The following is a 24,455-nucleotide window of genomic DNA, read 5'->3' on the forward strand; positions in this document are numbered from 1 at the left end:
CAGATAATTTCGGGCAAAGATAAAGATTCATATTTGCCTTATGATGCTCAAAGAAATCGATCAGTTTTTTTGGGACAAACCAGAGCCCGCAAAAAGTTGTTTGGCGGCGTTAAGGCATTTTGTGCTGGAATACAGTGCCGACATGGCAGAGGACTGGAAATATAAAATGCCGTTTTACAATTATCGCGGAAAAAGGATCTGCTACATCTGGGTCGGAAAGAAGACCGGCCATCCTTACCTGGGCATTGTGAACGGAAACCTGATAGCACATCCTGACCTGATCGCAGAGCGGCGTTCCAGGATGAAAATCCTACCGGTAGATCCAAACGAAGACCTGCCGGTAGAAAAAATAAGGGCAATTCTGGAAATGGCTATCGCGACCTCTTAAAGAGCTGGCTTGGCCCGGTCGTATTGAACCGGCCACACCATATCTTCGCCAAGCTCATGGGCTGCATGCAATGGAAAGTAAGGGTCACGTAGCATTTCCCTGGCCATTACAATGAGGTCTGCTTCGTTATTTTTCAGGATGTCTTCTGCCTGCTGTGCCTCGGTGATCAAACCGACGGCACCGGTCAAGGCCCCGGTTTCGTTTTTTATTTTCGCCGAAAAAGGTACCTGGTAAGACGGGCCGACTGGAATTTTTGCATGGGACGCAAGGCCGCCGGAAGAGACATCAACAATAGAGATCCCTTTGTCCTTCAGGATTCCAGAGAGCGCAGTAGCCTCGTCCGGATTCCAGCCGCCTTCTACCCAATCGGTTGCCGAGATCCGTACAAAAATCGGCAGATCGTCCGGCCAGACTTTTTGTATGGCATCTATAATTTCCAATAAAAGCCGAATGCGATTTTCAAAACTTCCGCCATACAAATCATTTCTTTTGTTGCTCAGCGGGGAAAGGAACTGATGCACCAAATAGCCATGTGCGGCATGTATCTCGATCACCTGAAAGCCCGCCCGAAGGGCACGTTGAGCAGCAAACGCGAAATCCGTAATTACTTGATCAATTCCCGTCTGGTCGAGCTCTATGGGCGCGTCTTCGTTTTCAAGAAATGGTATAGGGGAGGCACCTACGGTTTTCCAGCCGCCCTGGTACAGTGGTACCTGGCCGCGGCCTTTCCAAGCAGGGAATGTGCTTGCTTTTCTTCCGGCATGAGCAAGTTGCACGCCAGCAACGGTACCCTGAGCACTTATGAAATCGGTGATCTGTCTCAATTTTTCAATATGGTCATCTTTCCAGATTCCCAGGTCTTGCGGTGAAATACGGCCTTCGGGAGAAACCGCTGTGGCCTCTGTGATGATCAGGCCTGCTCCGCCCACGGCCCTGCTTCCGAGATGAACCAGGTGCCAATCGTTGGCGAAACCATCCACAGAGGAGTATTGGCACATAGGCGAGACTGCAATTCTATTTTTTAACGTGATGCTTTTCAGTTTAAGCGGCGCGAAGAGATACGATGACATGATACTAGTTATTTACAATGAACCTTTAATAATTTTAACCCGACCGATTTCGCCACTTTCAAGACGGACCTTGATGCCATGGGTGTGGACAGGGGCCTTAGTGAGGATATCTTTTACAATTCCGTCGGTTAATGCGCCGCTGCGCTGGTCTTTTTTCAGAACAATGGATACGTGAAGGCCGGGAGATATATTTCTTCTTTCGGTGCCTGATAATGGTAACATATTAATGGGATATACTTACTGCCTTGATTTTTTGAAGAATTTTAATTTCGTCAATCGTGATCGTGCTGATCAGCTCGAAAAGTCCATTGACTGTTTTGATATCGGATAACATTTTTCGTGCCGGCGACTGGTCCGCTTTTTCAATTCCCAATTCCTTGATTTCCTTTTTTCTCTTAGCCAGAAGCTCGATCAATCTCTGGTTTTGTGGAAGCGACTCTCTGGTAATTTCCAGACTGTTACCCGTTTTCCCTTCAATTACATCCGTTGCCGCCTGTAACTGGCGGTCAATCTGCCGGGTCATCATTTCAAACTCAACCGAAAAGTCGGAATATTCCAATGTTTGGGCATAGGTCGAAAGGGACGCAATGTAGGAGGTAAGCATATGGCTTGTTGCTACAAACTGGTGGTATTCTTCCATGTTCATCTGCTGCCGCTTTGGCTCTGACAACATCTTCTGAAAATTATCCGACAGGTTTGCCATTGCAATGATGGCGTCTTTACGTAATACTTTCAGTTCGTTGATATCCAGCTGCTTGCCAGTGAATTTTCCGGCAACAATGTCGAAATATTTACGATTTGCATTCAATGCTTCCCTCATATACTGATTGATCTGCGAATGTTCCCAAACCGGGAGGACATAGGAAGATATCAAATAGGCGATTATGGACCCGATGACAGTATCAATGACCCTGTCCTGTAAAACCGCGGTAATGTGCTGCGGGTTCAGAAAATTGAAGGAAAGTATGACATAAAGGGTAATGCTGGTGGAAGCAATGAAATAGTTGGTTTTAAGGAAACTATAAGCCAGAATCATCGCAATGAGCATCAGGATGAAAATAACCGTGTTGTCTTTGATCAGGTATAGTATCATAAAACCGGTTATTACGCCGAGAATTGTCCCCCCGATTCGGTGCAGGTTACGCTGTTTGGTAATGCTGAACGCAGGTTTCAGGATTACCGCAATGGTTAGCAGGATCCAGTAGCCATGCCCCAACTCGAAAAACAAAGAAGCGATATATCCCACCAAAAGCCCGAGCGTAACCCTTACCGCGTGCCGGAAGTGACTCGATTTCAAAGAGATATTATCCAGAAGGATGCGCGGATGATATTCCTGTTTCGGAACAAAGTTTTCGGCTTCCACGGTCAATTTGAAATCCTTACTGACTTCTGCATCATAAGTTGTGGCTCGATGGAGTTTTTTAACCCTTTCCGTCACATCCTGTAAGCTATTCAGTATCTGGCGCAGCATGATGAAATCCTCCATGTTATCATGGTTCATCTTATATTCCCGCATCCGTTCAAATGCCGTCTGGCATTTATTGAAAGCTTCATCCAGGTCATGTTTTGGGTGAGAAGAGAATCCACTTTGTACAGCCAGTCCGATTTGCTGTATTTCTGCAGCCAGCCAGGTGATGTAAATGCCAAATAGCCTCAGGACCTTGGTGTGGTCGAATGCGCGGTGCAGGTTGGCGTAGTTCTGCTGGGAATTCAGGATCCGTTCAAAAAGATCGATACTATCCAGGAACATGAGCATGAGTATCCGGCTTTTATTGGTCGATTCGGTAACGATTTCACGGGTTTTAAAGAGTATCTCCCTTAAATTTTCGTGGTTTTCTCTCAGGATCACCTGCTGATGGACCATCCTGTTAAAAAGATCGTCATAATCAGGTTTCGCAAAGTAGTAATCCGCCTTAATGGAAAGAAGTTTGCCGAGCTCTACGAAATTTTCGCCCAGTAGCTGCTGAATCAATTTGTACGGCAAAAGCTTTTGCAGCACCATAAAAAGAATAAAGTACCAGATACCCCCGGCAGAAAAGATAGCCGCAGTCCGCAAAACCATATCGCCGCTCAGGTGATCGTCAATGTTGAAAACAAATACGAGCAGCGAGATCAGCCCAATGCTGTTTACACGGTTTCCATAAACGCCGGCGAGCGAAAAGAACATTCCGAACACCACGATTTCGATAAACACGATAAAATGGATGTGCCTGAGAAAACCGGTTATGCAGGCGACAGTAAAGCAGGTAGCAATTGCGATCAGGAGCGAGTTCCTTCTTCTGTGGTAAGGGCCGGGATTGTCAGTACCGCCAATGAGCAGCGTTCCGAGCGGGAAGGCAATCATTTCGCTCAGGATGCCATAATGTTGGAAAACAAGGCTCGGAACGAGGGCACCTAGCGTTAATCTTACACCCGTTGAAAGGTAGTGGCTTGAAATAAACTTCTTAAACTCGTCGAGGTAATTCATATATGGTGATTTCCTGATAATTGGTTTGTTGTATGTTGTTGATTATCAGGCATAATGTTCATTATTTTTATTTTTCAATTTCAGTGTTTTAGTATGTGAAAATAGTCCTTCGCGGTGTTTTTCATTGGTAATTATTGCCACTTCCTCACCTTTATGAAAAAACGTTTCCGCCTCAATCTTTTTTGATAAGCGCCGGATGAAGGACGGAATATTTTCCCGTGAAAATCTCCTTCTCCTTCAATGATAAACAAAAACTTGTTCCAACTGGTATCATGTTGCCAAAGAAAAATCCTCTTAGTTTTTCGGGAAAGTGAAAGACGATTCGTTGACTGACGTTTGGTGTATGGTATTTGTTGAGGAATCATGATCCATTATTCGAAGACTTATTAAACCTCCTACAAATAAAAATAGACGGTTTCAAGCAAAGCTATACCAGATTTATAAGGAATTTTGTAACTCCAGTCGCCTCTTAAAAGTATACGACTAGCGAGACCAGTTGGCGCATTTACCGCTTCTTATGATATCTCTAAAATGACCGAGATAATGGAAATATTTAACCGTAGGTTTCGCAATACTGTTGTCTTAATTTTACAATGAATAGAATGTATACCAGGTTTGGGCAATTCTCTTAGGTAAGTGACATAACCATGTCCTGTAGCCCACATATTTCACATATTAAGCGTCATGTTGTATAAAGACTTTCAGATATTTCCTGAGATTAAAAGCGAACGTTTGCTGCTGCATGCACTCAGGCCTGAGCATGCCCAATGCATGTTCAGGCTCAGAAGTAACATTAAGGCAATGAAGTACATAGGTAAGCCGCTATTAAAAACGGTCAACGAGGCCGAGGAGCTGATAGCCGCTTATCACAGGAATCTAAAAGATGCCGTCGGGATTACTTGGGGAGTTTCAGAGATTGATTCGGTCCGGCTGATTGGAACAATTGGATTTCATAAAATTGACTGGTCAAATCATCGTGCTGAAATTGGCTACATACTGCACCCAGACTACTGGGACAGGGGTTTTATGAGCGAAGCTGTGAAAGTGGTATTGGACTACGGATTCACGGAAATCAGATTGCATAGTGTGGAAGCAAAAATCAATCCGGAAAACGGGCAATCGAGAAGTGTATTGATGAAGTTCAATTTCACAAAAGAGGGCTACTTCAAACAGAATTTCTTTTATCAGGGAACATTTTGGGATACGGAAGTATATTCGCTTTTGACAAGTCGGCCCAGCCAGGTACTACCTCAGAATCTAAGTAAAGTTTAAACCGGGGCCAGTAATCCTGATTTTTTATTTTAAGAAGACACAATTTATGAGGCTAGCAGAATTATTAACCGATGATTTTTTGAGGTAGTTAGGAGTCGTGAGGCTTAAGGCGTCGCCGCTTCGACGATAGAGTCAAGTTGTAAGTTCTGCCCGGCTCCCGATTGCAAGTTTAGACATTAAGCACGATAGTCTCCCAAAATATCATCTACAATACCGCAATGCGTTGCATCTGCACTGCGCCACTCTGCTTGGTCATATGTACCTCGTATAATCCCTTTGCCAATTTTTTTACTGAGAACCCTTCTTGGGACAGGTTTCCGGTTTCATGGACTGTTTTTCCCTGCAAATCAATAATCCGAAGCCGAACAATGTCTTCTTTATTTTCGATATACAATATGTCTGTAACCGGATTTGGATAAATAAATACGGGAAGGTTATCAAATTTGACGTCGGCAATCCGGCTGTAAGTGAAAGTGCCGTCCAAGTCAATCATTTTTAGACGGTAGTAGTTGAGGCCGCTTGCCGGCTTCGTATGCACCCAATGATAGTTGGAAAGTGTATTGCTTTCGCCTTTTGCGGCTTGTACACTAGTCCTTTGCCATTTTTTTGTATCGAGGCTATGCTCAACTTCAAAAACGGAACTATTTCTTTCCTCTGTTGTAGCCCATTGTAGAAGCGCGGTCTTATTTTCGGCAGTTGCTGTAAAGTGAGCAAGGGTAACAGGGAGCGATCCACAAGCCACTTCTATTGCTGACTGGCTTTCGCAGCCAATGCCGTTACCACTGATCGTGGCTATATTGTCACTAACATATTCACATACAGGAGCGATTGCACAAGTAGTTAAATTAGGGTTGTTGGTTATCGACAATCCTCCGATCGTAAGTGCAGCGACCCTCTGGTTTGAACCGATGCGTTGGCCGCTGCTAGTCGCGCCTAGTCCTGAGAGGCTTTTTAATTTAGGATTGCCGGAAATCTGAATCCATCCGATATTTGTAATGTTCTCCAATCCAGATAGATCAGTCAGCAAATCGTTGCTACGTATGATGAAATTCGTTACCGACAGCAGATTGTTCAGCCCATTCAGGCTTGTAAGACCTTTACTTTCACCTATTACCAGCCAATATAGAGCGCCTAAAATCTCTAGCCCCGATAAATCCGTCATTAAGTTATTGTCGCTGATATAAAGTTCACTTAGACTGGTCAAGTTGTCCAATCCGTTGAAATTCAACATACTTTTATTGGAGCTTATATTCATCTGCCATGATACAGATCTAAGATTTTCCAAGCCTGATAAGTCGGGCAAGAGTTCATTTTCTCCAATCAGTATACGGGCTACACTGGTTAAGCTGGTTAATCCGTTTAAGCTAATCAGTTTTTTGTTGGAAGATATCGAGAGAAGGTCAGCAACGGATTCCAAACTACCCAGCCCTGAGAGGTTTGGCAGCAAATCGTTATTGCTTATATAGATGGTGTTCGCATTCGTGAGGTTATTTAATCCTTTCAGACTAATAAGCGCACTATTGTACCTAACGTTTAGCGTACTTGGAACGGATACTAACCCTTCCAACCCTGACAGATCCGTCAGCAAGGTGTTACTATTTATCAGTAAGCTCTTGCTGCTTGCAAGTTTTTCCAGACCTTTTAGAGTGGTAAGACTTGTATTGCTCTGAATTGTTAGGATACCATCAATAAGCTCGATGTTCGCCAACGGTCTGAGATCAGTAATATCCGCTCCTGAGATGGTAATATTACCTTTGATTGTGGTGCAAGTGGGGTCAAATGCATTAACCAGTGCTTGTGAGGTCAGACGTAGGTTCGTGTAAGTGCAATCCTTTGCCTGAACCGCGATCATGACGGCAGAGTTGAATAGGCAAATCTGCAGAAGTGTAGATAGATATTTTTTCATTATAACGTTGAGTGATATGCATTGCTGTAATTAATCAAAGGCTAAATATAGTTAATCTCAGTTTCAAAAATCAAGTATTTGGATTTAATAATAATAAGGTAATCTTTTTGCAAGATGCTTGGTTTAATCACCGCCTCTGCCTCGATCGCCATCGGCTATTGATCGACTAAGAGCATGTCACGGATCATTATGACCCAAAATCATCCGGTGGCGACGAAATAACAGGGACACCTTTATTGAATTGGGTGAAAGAGGCGAAGAGTCTGGTAAAAGGGAGTAGCAGGAATTTCCCGGAAAAGCGAAGGGGAGATAGTTTAAAAATCCTGGAAGGAGCAAAAAAAGAGGTTGTTTCTGCAAAGAAACAACCTCTTTTTTTGCAATAATTTTATTTTCTAGTCCTCAGACCCAATCTTCAAAACGGCTTTGTCGATCATGTATAGTCCCGTACCATCTTCGCCAATCATGTCAAAAAGTTCGAGCGCGTGGCGGGCATTGTCTTCTTCCTCCGTTTGTTCTTTTACGAACCACTGCAGGAAGTTTTCTGTTGCGTAATCCTCTTCTTTGCGGCTTTGGGTAACAATACGGTTAATTGATTGGGTTACCGCGATTTCGCTCTGTAGCGCAGCTTCAAACACGCTTCTGAATGTAGCAAATTCCTGCTTTACAGGTCCGATCTCCGGTGATACCGCCGTGCCGCCTACAAACATAAGGTAGTTGAAGATTTTTACCATATGTTCTCTTTCTTCTTCCGACTGCTTCATAAAATATTTGGCAGCGTTTCTAAACCCGTTACGGTCGCACCAGGATGCCATCGCCAGATATTTGGAGGACGCCTCGGCTTCCATTTTGACCTGATTGTTCAGAAGTATCTCTATTTCCTCTTTAAGGGAAGTTCTTTGTCTAAGTAAGTCTCTCATGGTACTTGTGATTATTTTAATTTAATAATTACAAATATCATGCGAAACTCGGTCATTCCAAATTTAAAAGGAAATTTGGAATTGGTCTAATATGATCAGAATGAGTTATTTAGACTAATTCTTGCTCAGTGAAGAGCAGTTGGTGAAGCAAGGAATTAAGCTCGATCGCGAAGTAGGTCCCGTTAACAAGTTCCCGTAATTGGATCAGCTCACAGAGCGTTAATTTATGGGAAAGATTGAGTTGCGGCGCCTCAACGAACTCGTAATCAGACTCGTCCGAGAGGTCGAAAATTTTACTTTGAATGTCGATTTTGTTGACGGCGCGGCGAAAATGGATAAAGTCGCTGATTTTAAACGAGGCTTTCAATTCACCAAAATGAAGAATGATTTTTGAAGTAAGATCACACTGTAGGCTGTATCCTTTCGCAGTACTGAACAATTCATTCGGGGTATTCACTGACAGCAACTATTTGAATCGTGGAAATTGTTGCACAAAGATACATGCTGACATTTTTGCGCGCAAGTTTATTTGTAAGTAATCTAAATTAATGATTTACTTCTCGTTCGTCTTTGTCCAGTTATCCCTCAACGTGACAGTCCGGTTGAAAACAAATTTCTTCGCGGTGCTATCCGGGTCTTTGGCAAAATAGCCTTTTCTGAGGAACTGGAACGATTCGCCCTCTTTTGCTTCAAGCAAAGCCGGTTCTGCATAGCCAGTGATCACATGAAGTGAGTCGGGATTGATATAATCCTTGAAATCGCCTTCTTCTGAGGAAACATCTTCGACAGAGAAAAGTCTATCATATAATCGCACCTCAACTTCTGTCGCATGTAAGGCCGACACCCAGTGCAATGTGCCCTTTACATTAATGCCGGTAGTATCCTGGCCGCTTTTAGAGTTTTCGATGTAGCTGCAGCGTACCTCCGTTATGGTTCCATTTCCATCTTTTACGAAATCGTCGCATTGGATGATATACGCGCCTTTGAGCCGCACCATTTTGCCTGGTGCCAGGCGAAAATACTTTTTGGAAGGAACCTCCATGAAGTCCTCTTTTTCAATCAGGATTTCTCGTGTAAAGGGAATCTGGCGCACACCGGCTGCCACATCTTCCGGATTGTTTTCACTGTGGCACATTTCGGTAACCCCTTCCGGAAAATTAGTGATGACCAGTTTCAAAGGATCAAGCACTACCATTCGGCGTAATGCTTTTTTGTTCAGGTCTTCTCTCACACAAAACTCAAGCAGTCCCACATCGATCATATTTTCCCGGCGTGCTACGCCGATCCGGTCGCAAAAGTCACGGATGCTCTCCGGCGTGTAGCCCCTGCGCCGCAGCCCGCTGATGGTCGGCATTCTGGGGTCATTCCAGCCGCTCACGTAGCCTTCCTGAACAAGGCGAAGCAGTTTTCTCTTGCTGGTCACCGTATAGTTCAGGTTACGGCGAGCAAATTCATATTGATGCGATGGATAAATTTCCAGTTTTTCGATCAGCCAGTCATATAACTCACGATGCGGCGCAAATTCCAGTGTACAGATGGAGTGTGTCACGGTTTCGATAGAGTCACTTTGTCCGTGAGCAAAATCATACATAGGATAAATACACCATTTATCACCCGTCCTGTGGTGGTGTGCATGTTTTATCCGGTATAATATCGGGTCGCGCATGAGCATATTGATATGGGCCATATCAATTTTCGCTCGGAGCGTGCGGCTTCCGTCAGGAAAGGCACCATTTTTCATCTCTTCAAAAAGTGCAAGATTTTCCTCCACCGACCGGCTACGGTACTGACTGTCTTTTCCGGGCTCAGTAGGCGTTCCTTTCAAGGCTGCTATTTCCTCGGAAGTAGAGTCGTCGACATAAGCCAGCCCTTTGGAGATAAGGGTAACCGCAAAACCATATAGTATGTCAAAATAGTCGGAAGCGTACAACTCATTTTTCCATTCAAAACCCATCCAGCGTATGTCATTTTTGATGCTTTCGACATATTCGGTATCCTCTGTCACCGGATTGGTGTCGTCAAAACGGAGGTTGGTGTAGCCCTGGAATGTCTTTGTTAAGCCAAAATTCAGGCAAATACTGGAAGCATGTCCGATGTGTAAATAGCCGTTGGGTTCTGGCGGAAAACGGGTAATTATTTGAGTATATTTTCCTGATTGCAAATCTCCTTCCACGATCTCCTCAATGAAATTCAGGTTTTTCTCTTCTTTTTTCTCTTCCGTAATCATACTAAAATGAAATTTTGCAATTTCAAAGTTAACCTTCTTCGGAACAAAATCCGCAATCAAATTTTGCAAATCGTAAATCTGACTGGTTTGGCTTACTTTTGTGGCATGCGTTATTTTCTGGAATTTAGTTACCGAGGGACTGCCTATAACGGATGGCAAAAGCAGAACAATGCTCTTGGTGTTCAGCAAGTATTGGAAGATGCACTGGCTAAGATACTCCGGATCTCAGTCGAATTGACAGGAAGCAGCCGCACAGATACGGGCGTTCACGCTGAACAGCAATTTGCTCACTTTGACTTGGAAAACGCCGTAAATGATGTACAGATGCTTATTTATAAGCTCAATGGAGTCATTCCAAGAGATATCGCGGTGCGGAATATCTTTCAGGTGCCAGATGGTACAAATTCTCGTTTTGCGGCTGTCTATCGTAAGTACGAGTACCGGATCACACGAAAGAAAAATCCTTTTTTGACTGACCTTGCCTATTTGCTAAGGGGCGATCTCAACGTTTGTAGGATGAATGAAGCAGCTGCCCTATTGTTAAAGCACAATGATTTCGAGAGTTTTAGCAAGATACATACCAGCGTCAATAACTTTCGTTGTGCGATTTCACAGGCTGAATGGATTGAATCAGGGGATATGCTGGTTTTTCATATCCAGGCCAACCGTTTTCTGAGAGGAATGGTGAGGGCATTGGTGGGCACTTTGCTGGAAGTCGGAAAAGAGAAAATAACCGTTGCGCATTTTGAAAAAATCATCTTGTCCCGCAACAGAAAAGAAGCCGGAGCACAAGCCCCGGCCGAAGGTTTATTTTTAGTACAAGTAGGGTATCCGTCAGACTTGATTGCGGGTTAACACATTGTTAATCAGCCGATATATCCCTAGCGGGTTTGAGTCTTGCAATTCAGTTGGCAAGAGTGGGTCAGGCCACCCCTGGTAGGATTGCGGACGTACAAAACGCAATATGGAATGCCTACCCACGGAAGTAAACCTGGCGTCGGCAGTGGCAGGAAATGGGCCGCCGTGATGCATGGAGGGGCAGACTTCAACACCGGTAGGCACGCCATTCATGATAAATCTCCCGGATATTTTAGCCAGTTGACGAACAATAGCGGGGTAGGAGACGACTTCTTCTTTGTCGGCCATCAGCGTCGAAGTTAACTGACCTTTTAAATGAGATACTGCTTCTAAAAGCTCATCCGTATCCGCGCAGACTATCAGCAGGGAAAAAGGGCCGAAGACTTCTTCGTGAAGTTTCGGATTGGCAATAAAGCTTTTCCCCGAGACTTTGGCAATGGAAGCCTGAGCTTGATTTTCTCCGCCGGAGAAGTGTTCAGAAATTGCAAGCTCCGTGACGTCGCTTTGTTTGAAGACTTCGTCCCGCAGTTTGTAAAAATTCGTGCAGATCCCGGCGGTTAGCATGGTCGCGGAAAAGGTATTTTCAATTTCCTGCCGATACGACTTTTCAAACTCATCCAAACCCTCAGACGCTGTTACGAATACGAGCCCGGGGTTGGTGCAGAATTGTCCTGCGCCGAGGCTGACCGAAGCCGCCAAAGTTTTTCCAAATTCGGTGGCATTGGATCTTAGATATTGCGGCAGGATAACGATCGGGTTCACGCTGCCCATTTCTGCGAAAACGGAGATGGGCTCTTCTCTTTCCTGAGCCAGTCGGTAAAGTGCCATGCCTCCTCTATAAGAGCCCGTAAAGCCTACTGCTTTACTCACGGGATGTTTCACCAGTGCTGTCCCGATTTCAAAACCATCGTCATACAGCATCGAGAAAACGCCGTCGGGCATGCCTGTTCTTTTTGCAGCTTTTATTACAGCTTGGGCAGTCAGGTCGCTCACCCCTGGATGTGCTGCGTGTGCTTTTACTACAATGGGATTCCCGGCCGCCAGCGCTGGAGCCGAATCCACACCGGCAACCGAATAGGCAAATGGAAAGTTACTCGAGCCGAAAATGACCACCGGTCCGATAGGTACCAGCATCTTGCGAATATCAGGCTTCGGAGCTGGTGAGCGGTCCGGTAAGGCAGTGTCTATAGCGGCTTCCACCCAGGAGCCCTCCCGCAAAAGTTCGGCGAACTGGGTGAGCTGGTTGATCGTTCGGGCGCGCTCTCCCTGCAGCCGGGCTATAGGTAGTCCCGTTTCCAGATGGGCCCGCTCGAGCAATTCATCACCCAGTGCCATGATCTCTTCCGTGATGGCAATCAAAAATTCGGCGCGGTTGGCAGCAGGTGTAGCGGCGTACCGATCGAAGGCTTTTTCAGCTAATTCCATGGTCCGATTTACTTCTGCCAATGTCGCTGCCGTAAAAGGCTCTGGCAGGAGGCTGTCCTCTGCAGGAACATAAGACTGAAATGTGCGCCCTCCTTCGGAAGAGAGGGAATAGCCAATATAGTTTTTACCTAGTATACTCATATGAAGAAACAGATTATTAAAATAGCAAGCCTGAAAAACAAAAGTTTGTGCCGATACAATGACCAACACAAACTTATAAATAAATAAATACTGAAACTTACTGGCAAAAAACAGCCGTCAAACAAGCCGCCCGATAATATCGTCTACTGAAATTCCCTCAGCTTCTGCTTTAAAATTCCGGATAATCCTATGACGTAGAACGGGTAAGGCTACTGCTTTTACGTCCTCGATATCAGGAGAATATTTGCCTGACAACAATGCGTTACATTTGGCGGCCAGAATAAGTGCCTGAGAGGCCCGCGGGCCAGCCCCCCATTCGAGATAATCGTTGGTTTCTTTGACAGAAAAGCCTGCCATTGGGCGTGTTTTATGTACGAGTTTGACGGCATATTCAATGACATGGTCAGTCACCGGAACGCGGCGTACAAGGTGCTGAAAATCCATGATTTCCTCAGCAGTGATAACCTTCTGAACCTGGTGCCTTCTGTCGGTGGTTGTGCTTTTCACAATATTCACTTCCTCGGCATAAGAAGGGTAATCCAATTGAATCATGAACATAAAACGGTCGAGCTGGGCTTCGGGAAGCGGGTAAGTGCCTTCCTGCTCAATCGGGTTTTGAGTAGCAAGAACGAAAAAAGGCCGGTCCAATGAATGTTTCTCACCTGCAATCGTAACCGAATATTCCTGCATTGCTTCCAGAAGCGCCGATTGTGTTTTGGGGGGGGTACGGTTAATTTCGTCTGCAAGGATGATATTCGCAAAAACGGGGCCTTTTATGAATTTAAAATTGCGGTTTTGATCCAATGTTTCGGAGCCCAGGATATCAGAAGGCATCAGGTCGGGTGTGAACTGAATGCGGTTGAAATTTAAGTCCAGCGAAGAAGCAATGGTTTGGATCAACAATGTCTTGGCTAATCCCGGAACACCCACCAGCAAACAATGTCCCTGGCAAAATATAGCGGTAAGCAGTCTTTTAACCACTTCATCCTGCCCGATGATCACATTACCAATTTCATTACGAATTTTCTCATAAGCTACTTTCATAGCTTCAGCAGCTTCTACATCCGATGAATACCTCACAATAGGTCAGTTTAGATTTTCAATCTTTTTAGGCACAAACATGACATTTGTAGACTAAATGTCACTCTTCGCGACAAGCCCCAGTACCTGGCAGTTTCTATATTCAGGTTCGATGCTAATGTACACATCTCCCTGTGCCTTTTTAAACCATTTTTCCAGCGCATTGTTTCTTTTATTGCTTAACACAATTTGAGCGAGCTTTTCATAGTCATCGCGAAGGTTGGCGGTGTGAGGTTCCGACTTGCTTTTGTACCAGATAATCCGAACCGCGCTGCTGCCATCTTCCATACGGTATGATACGGGTTGGCTCAAATCGCCCACTTTCATTGTATCTATTGCAAAGTACAGTGCAGGATCCATAGAGGCATCCAGGGTAAGCCGCGCAATGCCCGTGCTTCTGTCCTGGATTAATCCGCCGGATTCGGCTGTTTCCTTGTCTTCCGAATTATCCAATGCAGCTTTGGCGAATTTAAGCGTATCCATTTTGATCAACTTTCGCAGACTATCCAAGGATCTGATCGCCTCTGTCATATCCGTTCCTTTATTGTAATCAGGTCTTAAAAGAATATGTCTTGCATGGTATTCAGCACCCCGTGTTTCAATCAGCTTGATCAGGTGAAATCCGAATTGTGACTCGATGACATCAGACATTTCACCAGGCTTAAGAGCTAATGCTGCTCCTTCGAATTCAGGTACCATGGCACCTCTTTTAGCAAAATTCAGGTCTCCTCCGTTCTTCGCTGAACCTAAATCCTCTGAATAAATTTGGGCTAGGGTAGCAAAATCTTCCCCTTTTTCGGCACGTTGCTTGAGATCCCGTAACTGTTGGATCAGCTTATCTTTCTGCTCGCGGGTCACTTTTCCCTTTTTGACGATATGGCCGATTTCAACCTCAGAAGGAATGTAAGGCAAGCTGTCTTTTGGAATGGAATTAAAGAATTTGCGGACTTCGCTTGGTGTGATTTTCACATCTCCTGAAATCTTGGTTTGCATTTTCTCGACGATCTTTTGCTCTTTCACCTGCTGGCGTAGCTCGCTTTTCAGGTTGTCGATGCTTTTTCCATAGGCCTCAACAATGTTTTTTTCAGAACCGAAACGCTGGATCATATAACCCATTTTTGCGTCAAGTTCTCCATCGACCTGCTTATCTTCCACCGTCACGGAGTCGATCTCGGCTTTGGCGAGAAGCATTTTGTTGATGATCAGTGATTCCAGAAGCTGGCATTTTTCGGGAGGTGTCCTTCCCTCGGATTTGTACTGGGCGTACATGTCTTCCAGTTCCGAATTGAGAATGTAGTGGTTGTCGACTCTTGCAATAATTTTATCCAGGCTCACTCCCTGCTGTCCCTGCCCTTTGCTGTTCAGACTGAAGAGCAGCGAAAACGCCGTCAGAAACTGAATTGCAATTAATTTATTTATTTTCATAGGATTGTTTTGTTCCAATTGAACCTGCGGGTTTGTATTCGTTTATTAAAATTGGCAAAAAAATAATATATAAAACGCTAAAATACAGCTAACGCTTAATTTTTTCTAATTCCTGGGTGTTGACTTTCACCGGGAATTTTTGCTGTAACCGGGCTACCCATTGCTTTTCGAGTTCTTTTTGGTAGTCGTTGATCACTCCCCCCCTGGCTTCCGCAAATGTCTTACCTCTCGGCGGTTCTATTTTACTAACGTCTGCCCAGATAATCACATTGTTATCCGTAATGCTTTGCTCACCTGTCTGCCATTTCAGCTTCGCAAACAACGGGCTATCCTTTATAAAATACCCATCTTGTATAGAAACTGCGCTATTTAGTTCATTATAGACTTTTTCCACATCCTTTTTCGACGGGCTGTAGAACTGAAAACTCGCCCTCCGGTTGCGTTCAGGGTCGGCTGACTGGCGGAAGGATCCGTAGTCTTTTTCTATGATACGCAGAATGGGTATGTTTTGTGCCGTGAGATATTTGACAACATTACGAATCCTGGTAGCTGACGTCATTTCTGATTCCTCTGCTGACCGATAACCCGCAATTTCCACAATGTAATCAGGATTTTTCTGCATGATGATCCGGAGTTCATTGAGTGCCTCCTGCTGTTCGGCATCCACAATGGATGTGTTGGGACCAAAAAGGATTTCCCTGGATTTTCTTTCCAGTTTGTAAGGAGAAACGGCCAGGGTTCGCCGTATTTCATTGATAGTCTGGGTGTCTTTGGCGGAAATAATGGTTGCAAGCGCGCGTTCGGGATAATTGTAGCGCTGTTTGTTCCGCTGGTAAAAACTCACCTGGCCAGTCGAATCCGACAGAGAGCGTTGCCATACGTTTTCTTCCATCATCTGGGAAAGCAACACACCATCCCTGATTTCGTCCATCAGGCTTTTAAATTCCGGACTTATTTCTTCAAGATGTTCTTTTTCATAGTCGGTAAGGCTCTCGGCCAGATATTCGTTGTAATACCTTCTGAAAATGACTGGCGGAGAAGCATCCTTAGGTCTCGGCAATTGTTTTCTTCTCACGTAATTCAGAAAGGACATTGCATCGAAAGGCCTCTGCTCAATTTTGAACAAAGTCATCGAGGACCAGTCGGCAGAAACTGCCCTCGTATAATCCCATTTGCCTGTTCGGAGCGTACTATCCCCCAATGCTGCAACTATGCGCCACTGATCGTCAAATTCCTGAACCGCATATTTCTCGCGCAACCTTTTAAAATTAGCCTGATCGATGATTTTCGCACGGGAATCGGTGACCACTTTTTTCCTTAATGCCGGGGCCATGACGGCGAACGTTTCAATACTTCTTTTTTCGAGAAGCTTGATAATGTGCCAGCCGTAAATGGTAAGTATCGGTTTTGAATATGCATTTACCCTGAGATTGAATGCTGCTTCTTCAATTTCGGGCACCATCTGGCCGATCCCGAACATCGGTAAAATGCCTTTGTTTTTTCTTGACTGTTTGTCATCGGAATAGCTTTCGGTAACCTCCGCCCAGTCTTCGCCGTTCTGTAAATGATTGTAAGCCTCTTCTATCCGTGCCTTGGCTGATTCTTTTTGCGCGGGGGATGCCACGGAATCCGTCCGAATCATGATATGGGCAATTTGTACCATTCCGCGGTTTGTACGGCGGTCGGTCACCTTGATGAGGTGATAGCCGGCTTTGGTACGAACAGGTTGCGATATTTTGCCAATTGGCAGAGTGTAAGCAGCTGTTTCAATTGGATATAATGTCTGAAACGCCGTAAAATAACCCAGGTCTCCTTTAGTATTTTTTGCCGCAGGATCTTTTGAGAAACGGGCAGCTATCTCTCCGAAATCTGAGCCTTCTTCTAATCTGCCGCGCAGGGCAACGGCGGCCCGGTAGGCTTCCAGTGTATCTGTCGGCGATGCGTCTTCTGAAACCCCAATCAGGATATGGGATGCACGCACTTCCTGTTTAAGACGGTTGTAGGCTTCATTGGTCAGCTTTTCAACCAATGCTTTGTCGACCAGCTGATTTTTTGCGAGTTGGTCACGGTATGAAGCGATTTCCTCGCGATAGTCCAATGTAGTATCTTTACCCTCCTGCCTCGCTTGCAAAACTTTGATTTTAAGGTCAGTGTACAAGGCGAGGTATTCCTGGGGGCTGAGTTCTTTAGTGGAGTCGGTTGCAAATTTATTCCTGTTGTAAGCATCCTGATATTCCGCAAAAGAGAATTTCTCATTTCCGATTTCGAGCAGGGGCGGAGTTTCCGCAGCCGCCTGCTGCTGGGGCGGAGCAACGGTTTTACAGGAAGTGACTATTAAAATGGCAAGGAAATAAAAACGAAAAGAAGCTTTAATCATATTTCTTAAATTCGATTGATCAGCGAAGCAGGTCTGTTTAATTTAACCCCGAACGCACTCAATTATTGTAAAGTCAGCAAAGTTAGACGCTTTCCGTTCAGGACAAAAATTAAAGCGGCGGTATGTGATTTGTTACATTTTGATTCCACAAATCTGTCACATACCTATGGCGATTTTACCACAAGTTACATCCTGCGGAATTGTGTCTAAAATTGATCAATTAGTTTATTAATTGATTTTTAGCACTTAAACATGAATAACTGTTTGGATAGCCCTATTAAGGCCTTTTTTTCTCTTTTTAGGTACGATTTTTTTGAAATTTCAGGCGTCGCTTAAATTTCAGATTTATGGAGTATATGAGAGAAAATGAATTCGTTCCGATGATCAGGGCATTGTGGAATGAGCAGAAGAACCGGGAACTTCTTTATCTGGAAGCATTGAAAAAAGATAGCATGGGGTCCTTTCGCAGGGTACTGAGCCAGGGCCACGTCAGCGCTGTTTTATTTCAAAAGGAAATTCGATGGATTTACGATTATTTTAAATGTTTTTTGGAAGATAAGGAACTGGCAGATAATCAGATTTCGTCCAAAGCTTCTCTCCAGATCCTGGAAAATCTGAATGAAAAAGAGGAGATAGCAGGTTGTCTCAAAAAAATTGAAGCAGGTACGCTCCAGCTGTATAAATCCCTCAGGTTATATATGGAAAAAGAATCGGAGGTTAAAAGGGTCCTGGATGAACATCTGATCAGGATTTCCGAGTTTTATGAAGCCTTATGCAAGCTCGAACTCGGCAATCGCAAAAATATCACTTACGTGGTAGCAGCCTGACAGGCTACATCTCGTATAATTCGATGGGTAGGTCGTCAGGGTCCGAAAAAAAGGTAAATTTCTTACCTGTAAATTCATCCACTCGCACAGGCTCCGGGGAAATGCCCTTCAGTTCTAAGACTTTGATAGCAGCTTCCACATCACCTACCTGGAATGCGATATGCCTTAAACCACGTGCCTCCGGTCGGGATACCCGTTCCGGAGGATTTGGAAAGGAAAATAATTCAATACAGTAATGACCATTCAGGGACAGGTCCAATTTATACGACTGCCGCTCTTTCCTTAAGACCTCCCGGTCAATTTTAAAACCAAGAATTTCGGTATAGAAGCGTTTAGATTGTTCGTAGTCCGAACAAATGATGGCGATATGGTGAATAGAATGGATATTGAGCATTCAATGCGTTATTTGGAAGGCGAATATAATCCAAAGATCAAATTTTGATAAAGATCTTTTTCTTGTACATCCAGTAAAGAATCCACCATTCGACTAATAGAATTACACCGCCGCTGACCAGCGACCGCAGGCCCTCACCAAAAATCAGATCGTAGTTGGGACTGATGTTGATACGGAAAGACGAATCAATAAAGCCGTCAATTGTATGTGCGATGATGTAAGCTGCGATAGAGTTTGTTCCGATTACAATGAGTGGTACAAACCAGGACCTGTTATCTTTAACATCTACAACAAAATAGAACAATGCCAGCAGTACAAAGCACCAGCCTCCGCTGAAAAGTGTCCATGCCGGAGTCCAGATTCTCTTGACGATAGGATTAATGCCAGTTAGGTTCAAGATGATCGCAATCGCAAAAAGGGCTATCGCAGTGATAACGTATCTGCGGATCAACCACGAAGAAGATCTTGCGCTTTTGAGCCATTTCCCGGCGATCAAACCCAATGTCATCGTACCCAATGTGGGGATAAAGCTTAGTGTGCTATAGCCGCCTCCATTGAAATGAAAAACCTTTTCCCGCGGAAAGATATTCAGGAACCAGCGGTCGAACGCCCAGGCCATATTGGTGTTTTTATTCCAGTGCGCTGCAAAGCCGGAAAGGTTGTGCTCCCAGTCAGCAGTAGTCCCGGTTTCGTTCCAATCGAAGTAAGGACCAGGCAGAGGATAAAGAGCAAACGCCAGAAAATAAGCAAACAGAAGGAATGCCAATGCACCCCATTGGACACGTTCCGTTGCAAATGCCAAGGCAAAGAGGATAGGGTATCCAAGGCCAATTTGAGTCAAAGTGTCTTCAAATGTGAAATTGGTCTGAGAGGCGTGCATGGACCTCAGGAAAATACCCAACAGAATAAGTATAAGCGAGCGTCGAATGGTGTGAAACCACATCACGGATGTGCTTTGCTGCTTGCTGGCCCTGCTCGCCATCGAATAGGGCAAAGCCACACCTACCAGAAAAGAGAACGAGGGTTGTATGAGATCATGCAGCGAGCAACCCACCCAGGAAACATGGCTCTGATTAAAATCTAGAAGTGCCCAGAAAGCACTTTGGGGGAAGGCTTCCGCGACCTGACCGAATCTTAGCACTTCGGCCATCATCAGGAACATTACAAAACCGCGATACGCATCGACGGAGGAAACACGCTGGATAGGGGAGGGGGCAAAATCTTTCAAGGTCGTCAGGTTAGAATGAGAGTATCAGCCCGGAAGCTGAAGTGGGTTATTGCATAAAGAAAAAACCCCGCTGGATTTACCCAACGAGGTTTTTTTATCTTAAAAGAATCAGTTATGGTATGTCATTCGTCACTTAAATATTCATTTTCTTCAATTCTTTCACCGCATGATCGGCCGCACGGGCAGTCATGGCCATATAGGTCAATGATGGATTTACGCAAGAGGCCGAAGTCATGAAGGCACCGTCTGTTACATATACGTTTTCTGCTCCCCAAACCTGATTATGTTTGTTCAGAACGGAAGTTTTTGGATCGTTACCCATACGCGCTGTACCCATTTCATGGATACCGATGCCTGGATGTTTTGAGTCGTCGATATAGGGTTCTACATTTTTCAGACCGGCTGCTTCCAGCATTTCGGCTGCGTCATTCATCATATCTATACGCATTTTCCTTTCGTTTTCGCCGTAGGCTGCATCAAACACGACAACCGGGAGTCCCCATTTGTCTTTTTTGGTTGGATGTAACGTAAACCGGTTTTTCTCATCCGAGATCATTTCTCCAAAGCCCTGAATGTTCATATTCCATCCTCCCGGTTCAGAAAGCTGCTTTTTGAAATCTGCACCGAATCCTTCTGTCCCTACACCGCGTCCCCAGCTTTCACGGCTTGCGCCTCCCTGGTATCCGAAACCCCTTATGTAGTCGCGTTTGTCGTTGCCCCAGTTGCGGTACCGGGGGATATAAATACCGTTTGCACGACGTCCGAAGTAGTATTTGTCTTTAAAACCATCAACATCGCCACGAGCCCCCACAGCCAAGTGGTGGTCCATAATATTACGGCCCAATTGGTCGCTGTCATTGCCTAGTCCGTTGGGGAAACGTTTTGACTTGGAGTTCATCAAAATGGATGCTGAAGCGATCGCCGAAGCATTCATAAAAATGATTTTTGCATAGTATTCCTTTGTTTCCAATGTGTTCTGGTTGATTACCCGAACACCAGTCACCTTGCCTGCTTTGTCATCATAGATTACTTCGGAAACGATGGAATCAGGCACCAAAGTGAGATTTCCAGTCCTTTGAGCGGCGGGTAAGGTGGCAGATTGGGTACTGAAATAGGCTCCATAGGGGCAGCCTCGCATACACATATTCCTGAACTGGCACGCCGCGCGACCAAGTTCTGTGTGGAAGGCCTGCGGTTGAGTAAGGTGAGCAGCGCGTCCCATGATGATGTGCCGGCCTGCAAATTTCTTTTCGACCTCTCCTTTTATATGTTTTTCTACACAGTTCATTTGCATAGGAGGGAGGTAATTCCCGTCAGGGAGTACATCAAGACCATCCTTTGCACCACTTATGCCAGCAAATTTTTCAACATAGTCATACCATGGCGCAATGTCTGAATAGCGGATAGGCCAATCGATTGCGATACCGTCTTTTGCGTTAGCTTCGAAATCCATGGGATTAAGACGGTAGCTCTGGCGCCCCCAAAGCAGGGAGCGACCCCCTACATGGTACGCACGTACCCAGTCGAACTTACGGGTTTCGTCATACGGGTTTTCTTTGTCATTTTCGAAAAGATAGCGCCACTCTTCATTGGGGGTATAACCTGTACGCAGACCTGCCCAATACTGTTCTTTTGCGATGGTCGTGATCCTGCCACGGTGTTCAAACTCCCAAGGAGCGAGTGTCGCCGTTTTGTAATCGGTAATGTGTTTAATGTCCCGACCTCTTTCGAGCATCACCACTTTAAGGCCTTTCTCTGTCAGTTCCTTAGCGGCCCATCCGCCACTGATTCCCGAGCCTACTACAATTGCGTCGTATGTGGTCTGCTTTGTTGCTTTTATGTTTAAATTCATGATGAATGTTTGTCAGAGTTTGAAATTCCGGCCCTGAGGCCTCGTTGCCGTTTTTGAATTACATCGCCCAGCTTTTCTGACCGGGTTTTAAGTCAATGCACCCGTCGTAACGCCCTGGTACGGGTACATATTCCAATGCAAGGGTCGCACCCGGTTCAGAGGTAAAGTATCCCAATAATGTGAGTTCCTTGAAAAGCCGGAAAAATGGAACAGGGGCATCTGTATACTCTTTGCCCGCTTCGGTGTATTTCTTCTTTTCTTCTCCTTGTTTTTCCAGTTCAACTTTTACCGCAGCTTCCATTTCTTTGAGGATAGAGGTTTGCTTTGCAGGATCTGCTTTCATAAAATCTTTTTTCTCTAGATCCTCCAAGCCCTTGTTAAAACTTTCCTGGTCTTTGCCAGCATAGCAGTCTTTAATCATCAATTCGATGAATTCACCTACCTTGGCGTCCTTGGCGCCAGGTGTGTCCGTTTTCGGAATAATGATTTCTGCCACTTCGGATACCAGTGCCTTCCGGTCTGGTGAAAAAGGGAATGTTATTGCCGAAGAGGTTTCGGTGGCTGATTTACAACCCTCCAGAAAAGCCAGTAGCGTAGGGGCTGAGAGTGTGCCACCCATTAAAAGTGCCACACGACCAAGGGCATCACGTCTTTTCATTTGATATACTTTAAAATAGGTTAACAATTCAAAGTGTAATAATACATTTGATTAGTGCAATTTTGAATTAGCGGACTAATTTATAAAATATTCTTCTTTAGGGCTTATTAGAATAATTCTATATAGTAAAGCCGTTTGCAAAGGACTGGTTTACAATATAGTAGTGGTATTAAATTGGGGTTAAAGTTTGAGCGTGAATCGTGTCGGACTGGCAGAATATCGATTGAAAAAACGATTCACAAGACCATTAAATTGCAGCCACGGATGTCTGAATTATCGAACCGTCCCATGACGTAGAAGGTACCGGGTTTTTCTCCGAACCGACCCAGGTCTTGGGTTTCAATAAATGAGCAACTGTCAAGGTTGGCCAGGTCGATCACATTGATCCCTCCTGTTTTCGAATTGTCTGGATTATGGTCGGAAATAGCAAAGGGATCGTTGACATCTCTGATTAAAATACGCATGGAATAGCCTGGTTCAAAAAGGCCATTACCCTTTGAATAGCCTTGGGAAAGTAGTTCGGTCATTCCATATTCCGAGTGGATCATAGGCACGTGGAAATTTCGGGTAAGGATGTCATGTACTTCCTCCCGGAGCAATTCCCGACGTCGGCCTTTCATACCGCCAGTATCCATCACAATCAAATTCCCGATTTTTTTCATGAATGACAAGTCTTCACCGCTCTCTGCCAAGTCCAGAAGTGCGAAAGTTACGCCAAGCAGCAGAATACCCGTTCCGTCGGGGTTTTCGGAAAGGTATTTCATTCTTTGAATCAGCTCAGGTGGGTTATTAAGATAGAAACCTGAATAATTCGAGCCACTTCGATCAATAAAATGTTGCATCATGTATACGAGCGAAGAGTTGTTTCGTTCAAGATATGATGGTAGCAATGCCAGGATTTGAAAGCGGTGGAGGTTGCCATACTGCTCTTTAAAAATACGTTCAGCAACCATTTTATAGAGTTTAGAGTCATACAAATGGTGACGGCTGGTATTGGCACCAGTGGTTCCACTGCTTTCAAAGACAATATCGGCCGTTAAGGGCTTGTCCCCGCTTCTGATGGTGTTGGTTTTGAAGAACTGTATGGGGAGAAACGGGATTTCGGTGAGCTTGTTAACCTTTTCAGTGTCGATGTTGCGATAATGAATATATTGCTTGTAAACAGGATTGAAAGCGGCCTGATACCTGAAAATTTCGAGGGCCAGCGTGTTGAAATCCGAAGACTTTAAAGCGATAATTTTGTCCCTCAGCCTGTCCCTGATTTCGCTGCCGGATATATTGTTTTGAAGGTCCAATACTGTTACTTTCGTATAAATTAAAAGTGCAAAGTTAAAAATTGAAGTAATATGAAACTGAAAGTTTCCCTATTCCTGATGTTCGCCGTTGCGTTGGCAAGTTGTGTGGATATACCTGATTTTGATGATACACCAAAGATATATTATAATGGTATTGACCAGTATACAACCTCAGATTCTGTTTCGGGAAAGCTTCAGCGAACGGAAATTGTGACGGTCACAGTGGATTTTGAGGATGGGGATGGCGATCTCGGCGCATCATCTGAAAATATTCAAGATTCGCTATTTACGCTGGCTTATTCTAAAATTCCTGGCTGGGGCATACCAGCCAACTACGAATTGGTCACCATGGTTATGAATAAGGATAGTACATGGTCTGAGTCGATACTTTCAGAAGATCAATTCAAATTTTTTCCACTTTTAAAGCCAGACGGTAAGGCAGGCCCAATAAAGGGGAAGCTTGACCTGCACATCAAATTTCGATATCCCGATAGCTCAGTTCCAGGTAAAGTGAAATTCAAAGTTCGCATCATGGACCGCGCTTTTCATATCAGTAATCAAGTGGAGACGGATATTGTTACTGTACCGATTTACAGGTGATCTCGTACTACAACTAATTAATTCATCTATCCATTAGATAGAAGTGAG

Annotated in this window: 21 protein-coding genes; 5 read left to right on the forward strand and 16 right to left on the reverse strand. The window is 44.7% G+C overall.

Features of this window, described 5'->3' with window-relative positions:
* The first annotated feature begins 40 nt into the window (after positions 1 to 40).
* A complete protein-coding gene (locus AC1XUF_RS20600; RefSeq protein WP_483343717.1) occupies positions 41 to 388 on the forward strand; it encodes a DUF1801 domain-containing protein in 348 nt (115 codons plus the stop codon).
* On the opposite strand, the gene AC1XUF_RS20605 is transcribed toward AC1XUF_RS20600, so the two are convergent.
* Genes AC1XUF_RS20605 through AC1XUF_RS20615 form a run of 3 tightly spaced genes read right to left on the reverse strand, consistent with a single transcriptional unit; the run spans position 385 to position 3,925 of the window.
* On the reverse strand, positions 385 to 1,458 hold the full coding sequence (locus AC1XUF_RS20605) for an NADH:flavin oxidoreductase/NADH oxidase (protein WP_483343718.1): 1,074 nt from the start codon (positions 1,456 to 1,458) through the stop codon (positions 385 to 387). The genes AC1XUF_RS20600 and AC1XUF_RS20605 overlap by 4 nt on opposite strands.
* 12 nt (positions 1,459 to 1,470) lie before the next feature.
* Complete coding sequence (locus AC1XUF_RS20610; RefSeq protein WP_483343719.1) at positions 1,471 to 1,680, reverse strand: YwbE family protein; 210 nt, start codon at positions 1,678 to 1,680, stop codon at positions 1,471 to 1,473.
* A gap of 1 nt (position 1,681) precedes the next feature.
* Entirely contained in the window at positions 1,682 to 3,925 is a 2,244-nt protein-coding gene (locus AC1XUF_RS20615; RefSeq protein ID WP_483343720.1) for an FUSC family protein, read from the reverse strand.
* A gap of 684 nt (positions 3,926 to 4,609) precedes the next feature.
* Here AC1XUF_RS20615 and AC1XUF_RS20620 point away from each other — a divergent pair.
* Positions 4,610 to 5,197, forward strand: a complete 588-nt coding sequence (locus AC1XUF_RS20620) for a GNAT family N-acetyltransferase (RefSeq protein ID WP_483343721.1) — start codon at positions 4,610 to 4,612, stop codon at positions 5,195 to 5,197.
* A gap of 205 nt (positions 5,198 to 5,402) precedes the next feature.
* Here AC1XUF_RS20620 and AC1XUF_RS20625 read toward each other — a convergent pair whose 3' ends face one another.
* The 4 genes from AC1XUF_RS20625 to AC1XUF_RS20640 all read right to left on the reverse strand — a co-directional run bounded on the left by AC1XUF_RS20625 (position 5,403) and on the right by AC1XUF_RS20640 (position 10,247).
* On the reverse strand, positions 5,403 to 7,103 hold the full coding sequence (locus AC1XUF_RS20625) for a T9SS type A sorting domain-containing protein (RefSeq protein ID WP_483343722.1): 1,701 nt from the start codon (positions 7,101 to 7,103) through the stop codon (positions 5,403 to 5,405).
* A 392-nt stretch (positions 7,104 to 7,495) separates the two neighbouring features.
* Positions 7,496 to 8,020 carry a ferritin gene (locus tag AC1XUF_RS20630; RefSeq protein ID WP_483343723.1) on the reverse strand — a complete coding sequence of 175 codons (525 nt, stop codon included), beginning with the start codon at positions 8,018 to 8,020 and terminating at the stop codon, positions 7,496 to 7,498.
* Between the two features lie 109 nt (positions 8,021 to 8,129).
* Positions 8,130 to 8,477, reverse strand: a complete 348-nt coding sequence (locus tag AC1XUF_RS20635; RefSeq protein WP_483343724.1) for a hypothetical protein — start codon at positions 8,475 to 8,477, stop codon at positions 8,130 to 8,132.
* Between the two features lie 96 nt (positions 8,478 to 8,573).
* A complete protein-coding gene (locus tag AC1XUF_RS20640) occupies positions 8,574 to 10,247 on the reverse strand; it encodes a glutamine--tRNA ligase/YqeY domain fusion protein (protein ID WP_483343725.1) in 1,674 nt (557 codons plus the stop codon).
* A 105-nt stretch (positions 10,248 to 10,352) separates the two neighbouring features.
* On the opposite strand from AC1XUF_RS20640, the gene truA reads away from it, so the two are divergent.
* Positions 10,353 to 11,102 carry a tRNA pseudouridine(38-40) synthase TruA gene (gene truA / locus AC1XUF_RS20645; protein ID WP_483344039.1) on the forward strand — a complete coding sequence of 250 codons (750 nt, stop codon included), beginning with the start codon at positions 10,353 to 10,355 and terminating at the stop codon, positions 11,100 to 11,102.
* On the opposite strand, the gene AC1XUF_RS20650 is transcribed toward truA, so the two are convergent.
* The 4 genes from AC1XUF_RS20650 to AC1XUF_RS20665 all read right to left on the reverse strand — a co-directional run bounded on the left by AC1XUF_RS20650 (position 11,082) and on the right by AC1XUF_RS20665 (position 17,553).
* Positions 11,082 to 12,671: an aldehyde dehydrogenase (NADP(+)) gene (locus AC1XUF_RS20650; protein ID WP_483343726.1), complete on the reverse strand. Its 1,590-nt coding sequence runs from the start codon at positions 12,669 to 12,671 to the stop codon at positions 11,082 to 11,084. The genes truA and AC1XUF_RS20650 overlap by 21 nt on opposite strands.
* A gap of 117 nt (positions 12,672 to 12,788) precedes the next feature.
* Positions 12,789 to 13,751 (reverse strand): AAA family ATPase, encoded by a 963-nt coding sequence (locus AC1XUF_RS20655; protein WP_483343727.1) that lies wholly within the window; start codon positions 13,749 to 13,751, stop codon positions 12,789 to 12,791.
* Positions 13,752 to 13,805: 54 nt separating this feature from the next.
* Entirely contained in the window at positions 13,806 to 15,176 is a 1,371-nt protein-coding gene (locus AC1XUF_RS20660) for a peptidylprolyl isomerase (protein WP_483343728.1), read from the reverse strand.
* An 88-nt stretch (positions 15,177 to 15,264) separates the two neighbouring features.
* A complete protein-coding gene (locus AC1XUF_RS20665; RefSeq protein WP_483343729.1) occupies positions 15,265 to 17,553 on the reverse strand; it encodes a peptidylprolyl isomerase in 2,289 nt (762 codons plus the stop codon).
* 347 nt (positions 17,554 to 17,900) lie between these two features.
* On the opposite strand from AC1XUF_RS20665, the gene AC1XUF_RS20670 reads away from it, so the two are divergent.
* Entirely contained in the window at positions 17,901 to 18,380 is a 480-nt protein-coding gene (locus tag AC1XUF_RS20670; RefSeq protein ID WP_483343730.1) for a hypothetical protein, read from the forward strand.
* Positions 18,381 to 18,384: 4 nt separating this feature from the next.
* Here the strand turns inward: AC1XUF_RS20670 and gloA2 are convergent, their stop codons facing one another.
* The 5 genes from gloA2 to AC1XUF_RS20695 all read right to left on the reverse strand — a co-directional run bounded on the left by gloA2 (position 18,385) and on the right by AC1XUF_RS20695 (position 23,807).
* Complete coding sequence (gene gloA2, locus AC1XUF_RS20675) at positions 18,385 to 18,774, reverse strand: SMU1112c/YaeR family gloxylase I-like metalloprotein (RefSeq protein ID WP_483343731.1); 390 nt, start codon at positions 18,772 to 18,774, stop codon at positions 18,385 to 18,387.
* A gap of 37 nt (positions 18,775 to 18,811) precedes the next feature.
* The gene (locus AC1XUF_RS20680; protein ID WP_483343732.1) at positions 18,812 to 20,002 is read right to left on the reverse strand and encodes an acyltransferase family protein; all 1,191 of its coding nucleotides are present in this window, start codon (positions 20,000 to 20,002) and stop codon (positions 18,812 to 18,814) included.
* Positions 20,003 to 20,135: 133 nt separating this feature from the next.
* Entirely contained in the window at positions 20,136 to 21,854 is a 1,719-nt protein-coding gene (locus AC1XUF_RS20685; protein WP_483343733.1) for a GMC family oxidoreductase, read from the reverse strand.
* A gap of 58 nt (positions 21,855 to 21,912) precedes the next feature.
* Positions 21,913 to 22,512 carry a gluconate 2-dehydrogenase subunit 3 family protein gene (locus AC1XUF_RS20690; RefSeq protein WP_483343734.1) on the reverse strand — a complete coding sequence of 200 codons (600 nt, stop codon included), beginning with the start codon at positions 22,510 to 22,512 and terminating at the stop codon, positions 21,913 to 21,915.
* A gap of 236 nt (positions 22,513 to 22,748) precedes the next feature.
* Positions 22,749 to 23,807, reverse strand: a complete 1,059-nt coding sequence (locus tag AC1XUF_RS20695) for an acyl transferase (RefSeq protein WP_483343735.1) — start codon at positions 23,805 to 23,807, stop codon at positions 22,749 to 22,751.
* 51 nt (positions 23,808 to 23,858) lie between these two features.
* On the opposite strand from AC1XUF_RS20695, the gene AC1XUF_RS20700 reads away from it, so the two are divergent.
* The gene (locus AC1XUF_RS20700; protein ID WP_483343736.1) at positions 23,859 to 24,407 is read left to right on the forward strand and encodes a hypothetical protein; all 549 of its coding nucleotides are present in this window, start codon (positions 23,859 to 23,861) and stop codon (positions 24,405 to 24,407) included.
* The last annotated feature ends 48 nt before the right edge of the window (positions 24,408 to 24,455 follow it).

The sequence above is a fragment of the Dyadobacter sp. HNCC25DJ185 genome (assembly GCF_056895195.1).